A 14,860-nucleotide genomic window follows, 5' to 3' on the forward strand; every position below is an offset into this window, starting at 1 on the left:
AAAGCGGCTGCTCGATACAAAACCGTGCGAGCAACCAAAGAGTGGTGCTCATCTTACACTGCAAGCCAAGGGAGTGGCGATTTGACATGAGCCTGCGTGACTATAGGCACATCTATAACTACACGAGGTAACGAGGAGAAGGAGTTATCAAGACGGGAGAGCGCAACCACGCCAAGACTGCAGGGACGCAGGCTAAAAACGTGACACTCGCCCGCATAGCCATATTGCCAGCAGGCATCGAATATGCCGGCATGCTCGTTCAGGCTACGCACATAACCTATCAGCAGGCTGTCAGGATGGCGAAACACACAACGAACATGGCGGCGACCTATCTCACTGCAGAGAGAAGAGAGGAAGCTACGCAGAGGAGCGCTACAGTCATCTCTTCAGTCTCTGAATACGCGTACACCAAGCGCCTTGAGGTAGGACGTTTCAGGAATAGCGGGATGAATCGGATGATCCGGCCCTTGGTGCCCTTCGTAAATCACCTGGGCATGACGATCCTGATGACGCGCCGCACCGCGCACGATATCAATGAGGCGATCGGCCCCCAGATGCATGGAGCACGATGCCGATACCAATAGTCCATCCCGGCCCAGCAATCGCATCGCTTCTCGGTTGAGGCGTGCGTAGGCGCGCTCCCCATTGGGGATATCCTTACGCTTGCGAATGAACGCTGGCGGGTCGAGCACAATGATATCGAATTGCTCGTTGGCAACCTTCAGCGCGGCCAGCGCTTCAAAGGCATCCGATTCATAGGTCGTTACCCGCTCGGCGACACCGTTCAATACGGCATTGCGCTCTACGGCCTCAAGTGCAGCGGCTGAACTGTCGACGCATACCACTTCGCTTGCGCCATGTGCAGCAGCCTGTACTCCCCAGCCACCGATATAGCTGAATACATCGAGGACTCGCTTGCCCTCGACCAGTTTATTCAGCCAGGCGCGATTGACGCGATGATCGAAGAACCAGCCGGTTTTCTGGCCTGAAATCACCGATGTCTCGAAGCGGACGCCATTCTCCTCCAGCACCACCGGCCCGGAAAGCTCACCTTTGATGACTTCGACTGACGTATCAAGCTGCTCAAGGCGACGCCCTGCCGTATCGTTGCGCAACACGATCGCACGTGGCGAAAGTACTTTCTCCAACGCGTCGAAGATATCGTCGCGAGCATGTTCCATACCCAGCGTATTGAGCTGAACCACGGCAACATCATCAAAGCGGTCAATGACCAGCCCCGGCAGCAGATCGCCCTCGCCGTGAATGAGGCGATAATAGGGCTTGTCGAACATGCGCTTGCGTAGCGCCAGCGCCTGGTTGAAGCGATGCACCAGCAGCGAACGATCAAGTCCAACGGCAGGATCCCGCGACACGATACGGGCGCAGATAAGTGAATTGGGATTGACATAGGCCACGCCCAGTGGCTTGCCGCCCGCCGCCTCGACGATAACCTGACAGCCGGGTTCCAGCGTTTTCAGCGGCGTCTCGGCAATATCAATCTCATTGGAATAGAGCCATAAATGGCCCGCCTTGAGGCGGCGGTCGGCATCTTTTTTCAAGCGCAAGCGATGGATCACGAAGCATTCCTGATCGGTAGAATAAACAATAAACGTAAGTTACTAAGGCAATACCGGCTAGTCTACCAGTTCCTTGGCGCACCATGCTTGACAGTAATAACGGCGTAACATTGCATTTTCATTGCTGGCAGATCGCACAAAACACACTCGCCCGCTGCCCCAGCGTTACGCTGCGCAACTCGGCGCCACAGGTATGGCACGGCTGTCCGCTGCGGCCATAGACATTCAATTGTTGCGCGAAATATCCCGGCTCACCGTGGCCGCTAACGAAATCCCTGAGCGTCGTGCCACCCTGCTTGATAGCGGCTGCCAGTACCGTCTTGATCGCCTCGGCCAAAAGCACATAACGCTCTTTACTGACACTGCCAGCTTCACAACGCGGGTCGATTCCCGCCATGAACAATGATTCGGCAGCATAGATATTACCGACACCAACCACTACTGCGTTATCCATCACGAATGTCTTGACCGCCACACGCTTGCCTCGTGAGCGTGTATAGAGATGCTCGCCGTTGAAATCGTCCGACAAGGGCTCTGGGCCGAGCCTGGCCAGACGTCGGTCTGCATAGGGGTCGCCGGTGATGAAATCGAGAATACCGAAGCGACGAGGGTCGTGGTAGCGCAGTACCCAACCGGAATTCATGACGAGATCAACATGATCGTGTTTTTTGGGTGTAGTGCCCAGTTCGACAAGACGCAAGCTGCCCGACATACCAAGATGCCAAAGCAAATGACCGCCAGCGACAGGTAGAAGTAGATATTTCGCTCGACGCTGTAGCGGACCAATACGCTCACCAACAATGCGATCAACGAGATTATCGGGAATCGGTGTACGCAATCGCGGGTTGCGCACGATCGCTTCCGTGACGGTATATGATTCGACAAAGGGGGCAATACCGCGCCGGGTGGTTTCGACTTCAGGCAACTCGGGCATGACGTGCTTTCCCTCTCTTTGATGCTGAACGCAAAAAACCCGGCGTTAACCGGGTTTTAGAATCTGCTGCAAAAACGAATGTTACTTGATTTTCGCTTCGCGGTAGATCACGTGCTTACGGACAACCGGGTCATACTTCTTGAACTCCAACTTGTCAGGCGTATTACGCTTGTTTTTGTTGGTAGTGTAGAAATGGCCGGTGCCTGCTGAAGAAACCAGTTTAATCTTGTCGCGCATGTGGATGCTCTCCCAGAATGTACGCTTAAGGCTTAGACGCGAATGCCGCGAGCACGAATATCGCTGAGAACCTGCTCGATGCCGTTCTTGTCGATAATGCGCATGCCCTTGGAAGAGACACGCAGTTTGACAAAACGCTTTTCGGACTCGACCCAGAAGCGATGGGTGTGCAGATTCGGAATGAACCGGCGACGAGTCTTGCGCTGGGAGTGAGAAACATTGTTTCCAGTCACCGGACGCTTGCCGGTAACCTGACATACCTGGGACATGGAAGCCTCCAACAGTGAGGTATATAAAAATATGTTGTCGGACAAGCCAGGGTCGGGCAAACCGGGAAGTGGCAGGCGTCCGCCTCTGCTCTGCCCCGCCTGTACTTAAGATGCAAAAACCAAAGGCCGTACGTTATACCAGAGAGCCCTTCTCACGGCAAGTTAATTCGCCTTTATAACCAGCCACGCTCGGCAAAAGAAACGACTTCACCATCGCCAACTACAAAATGATCGAGCACACGAATATCAAAAAGACCTAGCGCCTCGTTAAGGCGATGTGTAATACGCCGGTCAGCATCACTGGGCTCCGCCATACCGGAGGGATGGTTATGGGCAAAAATGACCGCGCCCGCATTGAGCGTCAGAGCCCGCTTGGCGACTTCACGTGGATAAACGGAGGCTGAATCAAGCGTACCGGTAAATAGCTTCTCGAAACGTAGCACCCGATGTTGAGTATCGAGAAAGAGCGCTGCAAACACCTCATGAGAGAGATCACGCAGATGGGCCGAAAGAAAACGCTTGACCACAAGCGGCGAGGTCAGCGCCTCACCGCGTGACAGCAGAGTTTCAAGATGACGCTTTGACAGCTCAAGTGATGCCTGGAGCTGGACGTATTTTGCCGTACCCAACCCATGCTCCTGACAAAAGCGCTCGCAATTTGCATCAAGCAATGGACGCAGCCCACCGAAGGCACTCAGCAAATCACGAGCCAGATCGACCGCAGAACGCCCCCGCACCCCTACGCGCAGAAAGATAGCCAACAGCTCGGCATCGGAAAGGGCTTGAGGCCCAAGGGTCAAAAGCTTTTCCCGTGGCCGCTCGCCTTCCGGCCAATCGCTGATTCCCATGTTATTCGCCTATGCTTGAATCATTTCTTGAGGGCGCTGACGCCTCGCCTGGAACATCTCTACGTCGCGGGTGACAGACAGTGTTTTAACGGCACCCACCGTCATAAATTGACCACGGCATTAAACAGAGGGGAGGTTCTTAACCATCGCATGCGTCATATTGCTATAGGCTTGCTACACTGAATAGCACGCTAACTTTTGTAGCAGCAACGTGCAGCCAGTTCTGACTACGTTCCGAAGAGGACCGCATCATGACGTTAGAAGCACCTTCTGTCTGGTTCATTACCGGATGCTCTTCAGGCTTTGGACGCGAGCTTGCCAAAGCCGTACTCGCCAATGGTGATCACGTCGTTGTGACGGCACGTGATCCACGCAAGATCGAGGATCTGGTTGAAGATGTCGGCGAACGTGGCATTGCCGTACCACTGGACGTTACCGATGAATCGCAGGTCAAGGCGGCTGTCGAGCGTGCTGAACAGCATTTCGGGCACATCGATGTACTGGTCAACAATGCGGGCTATGGCTACACCGCAGCAATCGAAGAAGGTGAAGACGAGCAGATCAAAGCACTGTTTGAGACCAACGTGTTTGGCCTGGCACGCATGACACGTGCAGTCTTGCCCGGCATGCGGCAACGCGGCAGCGGTCGCATTGTTAACATCTCATCGGCGGGCGGCATCGTTGGCAACGCGGGTACCGGCTACTATGCCTCAAGCAAATTTGCGGTGGAGGGTCTTTCCGATGCGCTGGCCAAGGAGGTCGAACCATTGGGTATCCAGGTGATTCTGATTGAACCTGGCCCTTTTCGCACCGATTGGCCAGGACGCTCCCTGCATCGCTCAAACATCGAGATCGAGGCTTACGAACCCACTGCCGGCCAGCGTGCGCGAAGCATCATGGACAATGCGCCCAACTGGCCGGGTGACCCAGTACGCGCCGCTGCCGCCATCATCAAGGCAACTTGCGCCGAACAGCCCCCTCACCGTCTGGTGCTCGGCAAGGTCGGCCTCGATCTTGTCCGAGCCAAACTTGACGCTATGAAGACCGATTTCGATGCCTGGGAAGATGTGACGCTCAGCGCCGATTTTCCCAGCGCCTGATATAACACCATTTGTTGAAAGCTCACTGAAAGGAATCTCTCATGCGTTACTACGCACTACCCAAAGCCGAAGGCATCGATGACCTCACCCTCACCGAAGGCGACAAGCCACGACCCAAGCGCGGTCAGGTGCTGGTCAAGATGAAGGCCGCCTCGCTCAACTATCGCGACTACATGGTAGTGATGGGTAAGTACGGACGCGGCGGGGTCGATCCCAACCTGATTCCACTCTCCGACGGTGCCGGTGAAGTGGTTGAGGTCGGCGAGGACGTTACACGGCTCAAGGCTGGCGACCGGGTTGCCGGTATCTTCATGCAAAGCTGGCTGGGCGGTGAAGTCGAGGCTAGTCATGCTGCCTCCGCCATGGGCGGCGCGATCAATGGTGTGCTAACGGAATATAGAGTGTTCGACCAGGATGGACTGGTTCCTCTGCCCGAACATCTCTCCTTCGAGGAAGGGGCATCGCTGCCCTGCGCTGCAGTAACCGCCTGGAATGCGCTGTATGCTGGCAAGACGCCGCTGAAATCCGGCGACAACGTGTTGCTATTGGGCACCGGTGGCGTCTCGGTATTCGCACTGCAATTCGCCCGCGCTGCGGGTGCACGCGTCATTCAGACCTCATCAAGCGATGATAAGCTCGAACGTGTCAAAGCGCTGGGAGCCAACGATACGGTCAACTACAAGCAGTATCCCGACTGGGAACAGGAAGTGAAGCGCCTTACCGACGGGCGTGGTGTTGATTACGTCGTCGAAGTGGGTGGCGCGGGCACGCTGCCTCGCTCGATTGCCTCAACCCGTACCGGTGGAGCCGTCAGCCTGATCGGCGTACTCACCGGCGGCGAGATCGATCCGACACTGGTCATGCGCAGCAGCGTCACGCTGCGTGGCATCTATGTCGGTTCGCGTGAAATGTTCGAAACGATGAATCGGGCGATCGACTTCCATGGCATCAAGCCGGTCATCGACAAGGTCTTCGCCTTCGAGGATGCAAAAGAAGCGTATCGTCACCTTGAAAGCCAGCGGCACCTGGGCAAGGTTGTCATTCGTATCGACTAATCCCTGCTGAGTGGTACACGGCCCCGTCAATCACGATAGTGGATGACGAGGCCGCATTGACTCAGGTTTTCCCGTTACAAGTTGGCCGGTTGCCAAGGCATTAGCGCTGCCTTGCGGCGCTGGTCTTTTTCGCCTGGTGATAGGCTGTAGTCACCTTCGTAGAGCGCCCCTTCCCAACCGCCATAGGCAGGATTGGGCAACATGATGAAGCGCTCACCGAACAGAGCTTGCTGCTCCTTGACATGCTGCTGGCGTGTCGTAGCCTCCGGGGCATCATATCCGCTGTCGAAATCAGCAAGGTTATCTCCCATATAGAGCACCACATTATGATCCTGCAGTACCTGATCGCGACGCGGCTGCTTGTCCGAAGTATCAGTGCGCATCATTACGTGACGCGTATCGACATAGGGAAAGCCGAGCTGTGCTAAATTCTGCATCGTTGGTGCCAGTTCCGCCTGCTTGCGGTTAGTGATGTAGAACACCTCAACGCCGTGCCGTTGGGCATAGTTCAAAAACGACGTAGCGCCAGGCAGCGCCTTGGCCTGCGCATCATTGACCCACTGCCCCCACAGCGCACTGCTGTACTCGGCATCGTGACCGACGAGATAAGCCTCAAAGGCGGAATTGTCGATCACCGTTTCATCGCAGTCGACCACTACGGCCAGCGGCTTGTCGCCCTGCTTACGATCTTTCATTGCCTGATCAAGCCGCAGCTTGGCCATATTAAAAGCCTGATAGCTTAGTGCCTGGTATTCGGCGGCACTCTGCATCCACAGTGTCGACATGACCAACTGTTCATTCAGTTCGCGAGCAGTGTAAGCCTGCTCCCGCTGCCCGCCGTGGCTGGCACAGGCAGTAACAGTCGCAGCGATCACCACACCCAACAACGACTTCGCCGTCTTTTGTGGCCAGCCACCCTGCACGTTCATTTGCATCATTGTCATTTTCATCCTTGTTTAAAATGTTGTTGTGGTTATGACCTGAAACCACAGCCGTACCGCACATGTTTGCATATGAACATGTACTTGAGAGCGCGTGTAACGAGCGGTGGCGCTACGCAAATCTATCCTCGAATGATAAGGTAAACACCATTATTCATATTGCGGAGACATTCATGTCCCGACTCGCCGGCAAGCACGTACTGCTGGGGATCAGCGCAGGGATAGCGGCTTACAAGAGCGCATCGCTTGCCCGACTGCTCAAGAAGGCTGGCGCCGAGGTACGAGTGGTCATGACCGAAGGGGCGCAAGCCTTCATTACCCCGCTCACATTGCAGGCGTTGACCGGCGAGGCGGTACGTACTTCGCTGCTCGACCCGGAAGCAGAAGCCGGCATGGGCCATATCGAGCTGGCAAAATGGGCTGATCTGATTCTGATAGCCCCGGCAACTGCGGATGTGATGGCACGTCTTGCTCATGGTCATGCCAATGATTTACTGACTACCCTGTGCCTGGCAACCCAAGCGCAGTGCGTGCTAGTACCGGCCATGAACCAGGCTATGTGGCGCCACCCGGCGACTCAGGCCAACGCACGACGGCTGGCCGAATATGGCTGGCAACAGCTCGGCCCCGACGCTGGCGAACAAGCCTGCGGCGATGTCGGCAGCGGGCGAATGCTTGAACCCGAGGCAATCATCGCGGCGCTGAGCGACGAACCTGCGCCTGCGGACCTGACGCCCTCCCATGATGTCAGCGGCAGGATTGAAAACGATGAAGTCGGTTTGCACGCCGGCCGCCCGGCGCTTGGGCTTCGCATTACCATTACCGCTGGTCCGACTCGCGAACCGATCGACCCGGTGCGCTATTTGAGTAACCACAGTTCCGGCAAGATGGGCTTTGCCTTGGCCCAGGCCGCCGCTGAACTCGGCGCTGCCGTCGAGCTGATTGCAGGGCCGGTGATGCTTGAAACACCGCCAGGCGTGACGCGCACCAACGTCGAGAGCGCCCATGACATGTTCGAGGCGGCACAGCGCCTTGCCGAGCGAACCGATATCTTCATCGGCTGCGCCGCTGTCGCCGATTACCGTACCGAGACTATCGCTGAACACAAATTAAAAAAGAGCGCCGAACACGATCACCTGACGCTGACATTGGTAAAAAATCCCGACATCATTGCCGCTATCGCTGCCCGTGAACAGCCACCCTTCGTGGTCGGCTTCGCGGCCGAAACACGTGATCTCGAACGTTACGCGGCGAGCAAGTTAACAAGCAAACGCCTCGACATGATCGTTGCCAATGATGTTTCCAATCCCAGTGTCGGTTTCGGCAGCGACAATAATGCCGTAACGCTTTACTGGCATGAAGCCAAGCAATTACAGCACTACAGTTTTACGGCACGGCCCAAACTGACGCTGGCATATGACGTGCTACAGCATGTTATCAGCCACTACCGGACACGCCGTGCCATCACGTCCGACCACAGGAATTCAGATGTCTCGACCCCGGATCAAAGTCAAGATCCTTGATGATCGCGTGCACGCCTATCCGCTGCCGCATTATGCTACTGCCGGAAGTGCAGGCATGGACCTGCGCGCCCTGCTCGATGAGCCGCTTTCGCTCGCGCCAGGCGACTGCGAACTGGTCCGTACCGGTCTCGCGGTATATATCGAAGATCCTGCCTATGCGGGGATGATTCTTCCACGCTCGGGCCTCGGTCATAAACGCGGCATCGTGCTGGGCAATCTGGTCGGCTTGATCGACTCCGATTACCAGGGCGAGCTGATGATCTCGGTCTGGAACCGCGGTCGTGAACACGTCACGCTGGAGCCGGGAGAGCGCATCGCCCAGTACGTGCTGGTGCCAGTCATGCAAGCCGAATTCGACATTGTCGATGATTTTGTAGCAAGCCGTCGGGGAAGTGGCGGTTTCGGTCACTCGGGTCAACATTGATCCGCAGATCGATATCAAGTTCAATCACCACCATTAATGGTAAGGACGAACCCATGAGTAAAGTACCTTCTTCAATCTTTCGCGCCTACGATATCCGCGGCGTGGTTGACAAGGACCTGACCGTCGAACGTGTACGCCTGATCGGTCGTGCCATCGGCAGCGAAGCCGCCAAGCGCGGTGAAACCGGCATAATCGTTGCTCGCGACGGTCGTAAATCAGGCCCTGACATGGCCGGTGCGTTGATCGAAGGGCTACGCGCCGCTGGCCGTGATGTCATTGATGTCGGCATGGTGCCTACACCGGTGCTGTATTTCGCTGCCAATACCATTGACGGCGTCACCTCTGGCGTCGCCGTAACCGGCAGCCATAACCCGCCCGACTACAATGGTTTCAAGATCATGATCGGCGGCGCCACGCTATCTGGCGATGACATTACCGACCTGCACCGCCGCATCGAAGAAGATGACTTTACCAGCGGCGAAGGCAGCTATCGCGAGCAGGACGTACGCCAAGCGTATCTTGAGCGCATTCTTGGCGACATCAAGCTGGCTCGTCCGATCAAGGCAGTAGTCGACTGCGGTAACGGCGTCACCGGCGAGCTCGGCCCCCAACTGATCGAACGTCTTGGTGCCGAGATCACCACCCTGTTTGACGATATCGACGGCAACTTCCCCAACCACCACCCTGACCCGGGCAAGGTAGAAAACCTTCAGGATCTGATTGCCAAGGTCAAGGAAACGGGTGCCGATGTCGGCCTGGCATTCGATGGCGACGGTGACCGCGTTGGCGTAGTCACGCCCAAGGGTGAAGTGATCTACCCTGACCGCCTGATGATGGCGTTCGCCGAAGATCTGCTCAAGCGCCAGCCGGGCGCTCGCATCATCTTTGACGTCAAGTGCACCGGCAATCTGGCCAAGGTCATTGAGAGGGCGGGCGGTGAGCCCGAAATGTGGCGCACCGGTCACTCGCTAATCAAGGGCCGCATGAAGGAAACCGGCGCGGCGCTGGCTGGTGAAATGAGTGGACACATCTTCTTCAAGGAGCGCTGGTACGGCTTCGATGATGGCCTCTATGCCGCCGCACGGATGCTCGAAATCCTGGCCGGTCAGGGCGAGGATGCCGATACCTACTTCTCACGCTTCCCGCAGGATCTGGGCACTGCCGAGATCAACGTCGAAGTCACTGACGAGAACAAGTTCGACATCGTCAAGCGTCTGGCGACCGAAACTGACTTCGGTGAGAACGGCACCAAAACCACCCTTGACGGTATTCGTGTCGACTATCCTGACAGCTGGGGTCTGTGCCGCGCCTCGAATACCACGCCGATGCTGGTATTCCGCTTCGAGGGCAAATCCGAGGAAGCGCTCGAAGGGGTCAAGACGCGCTTCCGTGATGCACTCAAGAAGGTCGCACCGGATTCTGCGCCGACATTCTAATCGCACTGCAAAGTAAGCGTTCTTATAAAAAGAGCATCTTGCTATGATCAACAAGGCCGCCCAAGGGCGGCCTTGTTGCGTTTGTCTCCAAACATCTCTGGAATATCAAGGAAGCTCGCCATGAACCAGCAGGAACGTGATCCGCGCCAGGTCGTGGAAATTCTGTCCGAAGCGCTACCCTACATTCAGCGTTTCTCAGGCAAGACGGTCGTCATCAAGTACGGCGGTAATGCCATGACCGAAGACACGCTGACCGACTCTTTCGCCCGTGATGTGGTGCTACTCAAGGAAGTCGGCCTCAATCCTGTCGTTGTGCATGGCGGCGGGCCGCAGATCGGTGAGTTGCTCAAGCGCCTCAATATCGAATCACGCTTTGTCGACGGCATGCGCGTGACCGACGCTGAGACGATGGATGTGGTTGAAATGGTGCTGGGCGGGCTGGTCAACAAAAGCATTGTCAATCAGATCAATCAGGCCGGCGGCAAGGCGATCGGCTTGACCGGCAAGGACAATGCCCAAATCCGTGCCCGTCAGCTCAAGGTCGAGCGCAAGACACCCGAGATGACCGTGCCCGAGATCATCGACATCGGCCATGTCGGCGATGTTGCACACGTCTCGACCGATCTGATCGAAATGCTGTCTCAGGCTGATTATATCCCGGTCATCGCCCCGATCGGTGTCGACGAGCACGGCCATTCCTACAATATCAATGCCGATCTGGTAGCCGGCAAGGTTGCTGAGGCACTCAAAGCCGAGAAGTTGATGCTGCTCACCAACGTGGCGGGGCTGATGAACGCCGAAGGCGAGGTTATGACGGGCCTTTCGACCGAAGCGGTCGATCGCTTGATTGAGGATGGCGTGATCTATGGTGGCATGCTGCCCAAGATTCGCTGTGCCCTCGGCGCGGTGAAAGGCGGCGTCAACAGCGCTGTTATCGTCGATGGACGCGTTCCCCACGCGACACTGCTTGAGATCTTCACTAACGCGGGCGTCGGCACGTTGATTACCGATAAGGCTTCGCAATGAACGCATTGCCTAGCGCTGAGACTCTCTCTACGATGGAGAACTCAATAAGCCAATAACGACGCTCATGACGCAGGTAACGAAAAACTCATCGCGCCGCGATCAGATTCTCCAGACGCTGGCGCGCATGCTTGAGGAGGATGGGGATAGCAGAATCACTACGGCAGCACTGGCTAAACAGGTCGGTGTTTCGGAAGCCGCTCTCTATCGCCACTTCCCCAGCAAGGCCAAAATGTTCGAAGCATTGATCGAATTCATCGAAGCGACGCTCTTTGAGCGTATTCGGCTGATTCTCGATGAAACGGATGAAGCTGAACCGCGCTGTCGGCACATATTGACGCTGCTCCTAGGCTTTGCCGAGCGCAACCCAGGGCTGTGCCGTTTACTGATCGGCGATGCGCTGCAGGATGAGACAGCCAAATTGCGTGCCCGGATGACCCAGCTGTTCGAGCGTTTCGAGACACAGCTGAAGCAGGTGCTACGTGAAGCACAGGCTAAAGAAGGGTTACGTCTACCGATCACCGTCACTGCTGGGGCCAACCTGATGCTGGCCACAGCCGAGGGGCGCATCATCCAGTTCGTACGCAGCGGTTACCGTCGCCGTCCTACCGAACATTGGCAGGATCAATGGACTATTCTGGCTAACCAGTTGTTAACAACGAACATGACCCGTATCGCCAGTTAACGAAAGCCATATAGCCGTTATCGACTACTTCTGACTCAAAACAAAAGAAACCCGATGCCAGACCGGTCACCGGGTTTCATATAACACATTATCTTAACTTACCATTAGCGTATCGAAGCCAATCACCTCAGGCAGCTTCGCCCATATAGGTCTTGAGCTTCTTCATTGCATTTTTCTCAAGCTGTCGGATACGTTCAGCAGATACACCGTAGATATCGGCAAGCTCGTGCAACGTTGATTTTTGCTCAGCCAACCAGCGGTGCTGAAGAATAGCCCGTGAGCGCTCATCAAGCTGCGCCAGGGCGCTTGTAAGCCGACGCGATGAATCCTCTTCCCAATCAGACTCTTCAAGCTGTGACGCGGGGTCAAAGCGCGAATCTTCCAGATAATGGACTGGCGCCTGATAGCTTTGCTCTTCATCGTCGTTGGGTGCCGCGTCAAAACCGGCATCGTGCGCGGAAAGACGCCCTTCCATATCCCGGACAACCGAAGCCTTGACGTCAAGATCCTTGGCAATCGCCTCGACCTCGTCATTGTTCAGCCACGATAGCCGCTTCTTGGCGCTACGCAGATTGAAGAACAATTTGCGCTGAGCCTTGGTTGTCGCAATTTTGACGATACGCCAGTTACGCAGGACGAATTCGTGAATCTCGGCCTTGATCCAGTGCACAGCAAACGAGACAAGCCGCACGCCTTGCGTGGGATCGAAACGCTTGACCGCCTTCATCAACCCAACGTTACCTTCCTGAATCAGATCGGCCTGCGGTAGTCCATATCCCGAATAACTGCGCGCGATATGCACTACAAAGCGTAAATGAGAGAGAACGAGGCGACGGGCTGCCTCAAGATCGCTCTGCTCATGAAGACGCGTAGCTAAATCGCGCTCTTCATCGGCAGTCAATACCGGAATACGGTTGACTGCCTGAATATAGCCGTTGAGGTCGTGCCCCGGGGAAAGATGACCTATAGGCTGAAGACTGGTGCTCATATGTGCAAATGTCTCCATGTGGCCTTGTAAAAACGCATGTCAGACCTTATGACATAAAACATGCGAGTAAGTTCCCTAATAACAGAGTAGGTATACAGGCAGGCATCAGCGCGGCTTGATCTCTGCAAGGTGCCGCCCCACAGCTAGCCACGCGCCTAACCAGCTTAGCAGAGTACTACAAATCAGCAATAAAACCGACCCTTCGAAGCCAAGTCCCGGCAAAAGATAGTGCGAACCATAGCTACGCGCTACTGCATCAATCGGCGCTGACAACCAACTACGGCCAATCGTCAGCAGCATCAGAGCGAGGACGCCACCTCCAAGGCCAAACCAAGCGCCACTGTACAGAAATGGCCTACGCACAAAAGCATGCGTAGCCCCGATCAAGGTAACCACCTCGATCTCCTCGCGCCGGCTCTCTACCGCCAGACGAATAGTATTGCCTACCACCAGGAGTACGCCTAGCCCAAACAAGCCAGCAAAGGCCAAAACCACACGCTGCCCCAGCTCACCAAGTTGGCGCAACCGCTCAAGCCAAGCCGTATCAAGACGAGCCTCATCAACACCGGGCAGCGCGCCCAACTGCACGGCAAGCTGCTGTGCCGCCTCAGGGTCACGTTGAACCGGTACTACTACGATGCTGGCGGGTAGTGGATTATCCTGCAGCATCGACAGAGCGTCATCAAGCCCCAGACTGTGCTGAAACTCATCGAGCCCCTCGGCTGCTGTAATAAATTGCGTCGAGGCGACCGTATCCAGCTGGCGCACCCGATCAGCGACATCCATGGCTTGGGATTCAGACAACGCAGGATCAAGATAGAGCGTCATTTGTGCCGTATCATCGAGTCTACTGTCGATCAATTGGGCACTTCCCAACGCCAGCCATAGCGCAGCCGGCAATACCAAGGCAATGGCAATGGCAAGCATGGTCAACAGGCTGCTGAGCGGACGCTTGAGCAAGCGTCTTGCACTTTCTCCCGCTACCTGACGATGATGACGCACCCAGGCACGCCAGCGGCTATCGAATGAAATCTGATAATTGCGTGCGCCCTGACGGCTTGATACCCGCTCGCTACGCCCATCTTGGCGCCCGTTTCGACGAGGGTTATTCAAGCGAGAACTCTCTGCCTGGCGCCGAGGCGCTTCACGCCTCATGCGGCCTCCTCGTCGGCCACCAGCCTTCCCTCACGCAGCCGCAACACGCGGTGACGCAAGCGTGCGATCAGCGCTAAGTCGTGGCTGGCGATCAATACGGTGGTACCGATACGGTTGAAGTCCTCGAACAGGCGCATGATATCGGCGGAAAGCTGCGGGTCGAGATTACCCGTGGGCTCGTCAGCGAGCAGCAATGCCGGCTTGTTGACCACGGCACGGGCAATACCCACGCGCTGCTGCTCACCACCGGAAAGCTCAATGGGTAACGCACGTTCGCGATGCAAAAGCCCTACCTTGTCGAGCGCGGCACGCACACGTCGTGAGGCTTCGGCCGGCAACATTCCTTGAATGATCAAGGGTAGCGCTACGTTGTCATAGACGCTGCGGTCGAACAGCAACTGGTGGTTTTGGAAAACAACACCGATCTGGCGACGATAGAATGGCACCTGACTGGCATGCAGCGCATTCAAATCGTGGCCTGCCACGATGATACGCCCACGTGAGGGGCGCTCCAGACAGGTCAACAACTTCAATACCGAGCTTTTTCCCGCGCCAGAGTGACCCGTCATAAAGACCATCTCGCCTCGCCCGATACGAAAACTGATACCCGCCAGCGCTTCAAAACGTCCGCCGTAGCGTTTACCTACGTGTTCGAACGCAATCAT

General features: G+C 56.2%; 16 protein-coding genes. 7 read left to right on the top strand and 9 right to left on the bottom strand.

Annotated features, from left to right (window positions below; genetic code table 11):
- Positions 1 to 386: 386 nt before the first annotated feature.
- From C3Z11_RS16240 to radC, 5 genes are all read right to left on the bottom strand, one after another.
- Positions 387 to 1,577 (bottom strand): class I SAM-dependent rRNA methyltransferase, encoded by a 1,191-nt coding sequence (locus tag C3Z11_RS16240; RefSeq protein ID WP_106478965.1) that lies wholly within the window; start codon positions 1,575 to 1,577, stop codon positions 387 to 389.
- A gap of 118 nt (positions 1,578 to 1,695) precedes the next feature.
- Positions 1,696 to 2,511 carry a bifunctional DNA-formamidopyrimidine glycosylase/DNA-(apurinic or apyrimidinic site) lyase gene (gene mutM, locus C3Z11_RS16245; RefSeq protein ID WP_106478966.1) on the bottom strand — a complete coding sequence of 272 codons (816 nt, stop codon included), beginning with the start codon at positions 2,509 to 2,511 and terminating at the stop codon, positions 1,696 to 1,698.
- Positions 2,512 to 2,592: 81 nt separating this feature from the next.
- On the bottom strand, positions 2,593 to 2,748 hold the full coding sequence (gene rpmG, locus C3Z11_RS16250) for a 50S ribosomal protein L33 (protein ID WP_027704854.1): 156 nt from the start codon (positions 2,746 to 2,748) through the stop codon (positions 2,593 to 2,595).
- 32 nt (positions 2,749 to 2,780) lie between these two features.
- Entirely contained in the window at positions 2,781 to 3,017 is a 237-nt protein-coding gene (rpmB, locus tag C3Z11_RS16255) for a 50S ribosomal protein L28 (protein ID WP_106478967.1), read from the bottom strand.
- 173 nt (positions 3,018 to 3,190) lie between these two features.
- A complete protein-coding gene (gene radC / locus C3Z11_RS16260) occupies positions 3,191 to 3,865 on the bottom strand; it encodes a RadC family protein (protein ID WP_106478968.1) in 675 nt (224 codons plus the stop codon).
- A 251-nt stretch (positions 3,866 to 4,116) separates the two neighbouring features.
- On the opposite strand from radC, the gene C3Z11_RS16265 reads away from it, so the two are divergent.
- Entirely contained in the window at positions 4,117 to 4,965 is an 849-nt protein-coding gene (locus tag C3Z11_RS16265) for an oxidoreductase (protein WP_106478969.1), read from the top strand.
- A gap of 41 nt (positions 4,966 to 5,006) precedes the next feature.
- Entirely contained in the window at positions 5,007 to 6,020 is a 1,014-nt protein-coding gene (locus C3Z11_RS16270; protein ID WP_106478970.1) for a zinc-dependent alcohol dehydrogenase family protein, read from the top strand.
- A 74-nt stretch (positions 6,021 to 6,094) separates the two neighbouring features.
- Here C3Z11_RS16270 and C3Z11_RS16275 read toward each other — a convergent pair whose 3' ends face one another.
- Positions 6,095 to 6,964 carry a 5'-nucleotidase, lipoprotein e(P4) family gene (locus tag C3Z11_RS16275; RefSeq protein ID WP_262927459.1) on the bottom strand — a complete coding sequence of 290 codons (870 nt, stop codon included), beginning with the start codon at positions 6,962 to 6,964 and terminating at the stop codon, positions 6,095 to 6,097.
- A 170-nt stretch (positions 6,965 to 7,134) separates the two neighbouring features.
- Between C3Z11_RS16275 and coaBC the strand changes: the two genes are divergently transcribed.
- From coaBC to slmA, 5 genes are all read left to right on the top strand, one after another.
- A complete protein-coding gene (gene coaBC, locus C3Z11_RS16280) occupies positions 7,135 to 8,484 on the top strand; it encodes a bifunctional phosphopantothenoylcysteine decarboxylase/phosphopantothenate--cysteine ligase CoaBC (RefSeq protein ID WP_106478971.1) in 1,350 nt (449 codons plus the stop codon).
- Positions 8,450 to 8,908 carry a dUTP diphosphatase gene (dut, locus tag C3Z11_RS16285; protein ID WP_106478972.1) on the top strand — a complete coding sequence of 153 codons (459 nt, stop codon included), beginning with the start codon at positions 8,450 to 8,452 and terminating at the stop codon, positions 8,906 to 8,908. Before coaBC ends, dut begins: the two co-directional genes overlap by 35 nt.
- Positions 8,909 to 8,961: 53 nt before the next feature.
- On the top strand, positions 8,962 to 10,344 hold the full coding sequence (locus tag C3Z11_RS16290; protein ID WP_106478973.1) for a phosphomannomutase/phosphoglucomutase: 1,383 nt from the start codon (positions 8,962 to 8,964) through the stop codon (positions 10,342 to 10,344).
- Positions 10,345 to 10,464: 120 nt separating this feature from the next.
- Positions 10,465 to 11,370 carry an acetylglutamate kinase gene (gene argB / locus C3Z11_RS16295; protein ID WP_106478974.1) on the top strand — a complete coding sequence of 302 codons (906 nt, stop codon included), beginning with the start codon at positions 10,465 to 10,467 and terminating at the stop codon, positions 11,368 to 11,370.
- Positions 11,371 to 11,434: 64 nt separating this feature from the next.
- The gene (slmA, locus tag C3Z11_RS16300) at positions 11,435 to 12,052 is read left to right on the top strand and encodes a nucleoid occlusion factor SlmA (protein WP_106478975.1); all 618 of its coding nucleotides are present in this window, start codon (positions 11,435 to 11,437) and stop codon (positions 12,050 to 12,052) included.
- Positions 12,053 to 12,179: 127 nt separating this feature from the next.
- On the opposite strand, the gene rpoH is transcribed toward slmA, so the two are convergent.
- The 3 genes from rpoH to ftsE all read right to left on the bottom strand — a co-directional run bounded on the left by rpoH (position 12,180) and on the right by ftsE (position 14,860).
- Positions 12,180 to 13,040 (bottom strand): RNA polymerase sigma factor RpoH, encoded by an 861-nt coding sequence (rpoH, locus tag C3Z11_RS16305; protein ID WP_106478976.1) that lies wholly within the window; start codon positions 13,038 to 13,040, stop codon positions 12,180 to 12,182.
- A gap of 105 nt (positions 13,041 to 13,145) precedes the next feature.
- A complete protein-coding gene (gene ftsX / locus C3Z11_RS16310) occupies positions 13,146 to 14,195 on the bottom strand; it encodes a permease-like cell division protein FtsX (protein ID WP_106478977.1) in 1,050 nt (349 codons plus the stop codon).
- The gene (gene ftsE / locus C3Z11_RS16315; RefSeq protein WP_106478978.1) at positions 14,192 to 14,860 is read right to left on the bottom strand and encodes a cell division ATP-binding protein FtsE; all 669 of its coding nucleotides are present in this window, start codon (positions 14,858 to 14,860) and stop codon (positions 14,192 to 14,194) included. The genes ftsX and ftsE overlap by 4 nt, the downstream gene beginning before the upstream one ends.

This window comes from Phytohalomonas tamaricis (genome assembly GCF_003012345.1).
Classification (GTDB): Bacteria; Pseudomonadota; Gammaproteobacteria; order Pseudomonadales; family Halomonadaceae; genus Phytohalomonas; species Phytohalomonas tamaricis.

What these genes read in the sequence shown, in the direction of transcription:
- ftsE (WP_106478978.1), bottom strand. Translation starts at nt 14,860, where the DNA reads ATGATTGCGTTCGAACACGTAGGTAAACGCTACGGCGGACGTTTTGAA.
- C3Z11_RS16275 (WP_262927459.1), bottom strand. Translation starts at nt 6,964, where the DNA reads ATGACAATGATGCAAATGAACGTGCAGGGTGGCTGGCCACAAAAGACG.
- C3Z11_RS16270 (WP_106478970.1), top strand. Translation starts at nt 5,007, where the DNA reads ATGCGTTACTACGCACTACCCAAAGCCGAAGGCATCGATGACCTCACC.
- rpmB (WP_106478967.1), bottom strand. Translation starts at nt 3,017, where the DNA reads ATGTCCCAGGTATGTCAGGTTACCGGCAAGCGTCCGGTGACTGGAAAC.
- mutM (WP_106478966.1), bottom strand. Translation starts at nt 2,511, where the DNA reads ATGCCCGAGTTGCCTGAAGTCGAAACCACCCGGCGCGGTATTGCCCCC.
- rpmG (WP_027704854.1), bottom strand. Translation starts at nt 2,748, where the DNA reads ATGCGCGACAAGATTAAACTGGTTTCTTCAGCAGGCACCGGCCATTTC.
- dut (WP_106478972.1), top strand. Translation starts at nt 8,450, where the DNA reads ATGTCTCGACCCCGGATCAAAGTCAAGATCCTTGATGATCGCGTGCAC.
- C3Z11_RS16290 (WP_106478973.1), top strand. Translation starts at nt 8,962, where the DNA reads ATGAGTAAAGTACCTTCTTCAATCTTTCGCGCCTACGATATCCGCGGC.
- radC (WP_106478968.1), bottom strand. Translation starts at nt 3,865, where the DNA reads ATGGGAATCAGCGATTGGCCGGAAGGCGAGCGGCCACGGGAAAAGCTT.
- coaBC (WP_106478971.1), top strand. Translation starts at nt 7,135, where the DNA reads ATGTCCCGACTCGCCGGCAAGCACGTACTGCTGGGGATCAGCGCAGGG.
- rpoH (WP_106478976.1), bottom strand. Translation starts at nt 13,040, where the DNA reads ATGAGCACCAGTCTTCAGCCTATAGGTCATCTTTCCCCGGGGCACGAC.
- slmA (WP_106478975.1), top strand. Translation starts at nt 11,435, where the DNA reads ATGACGCAGGTAACGAAAAACTCATCGCGCCGCGATCAGATTCTCCAG.
- argB (WP_106478974.1), top strand. Translation starts at nt 10,465, where the DNA reads ATGAACCAGCAGGAACGTGATCCGCGCCAGGTCGTGGAAATTCTGTCC.
- C3Z11_RS16265 (WP_106478969.1), top strand. Translation starts at nt 4,117, where the DNA reads ATGACGTTAGAAGCACCTTCTGTCTGGTTCATTACCGGATGCTCTTCA.
- ftsX (WP_106478977.1), bottom strand. Translation starts at nt 14,195, where the DNA reads ATGAGGCGTGAAGCGCCTCGGCGCCAGGCAGAGAGTTCTCGCTTGAAT.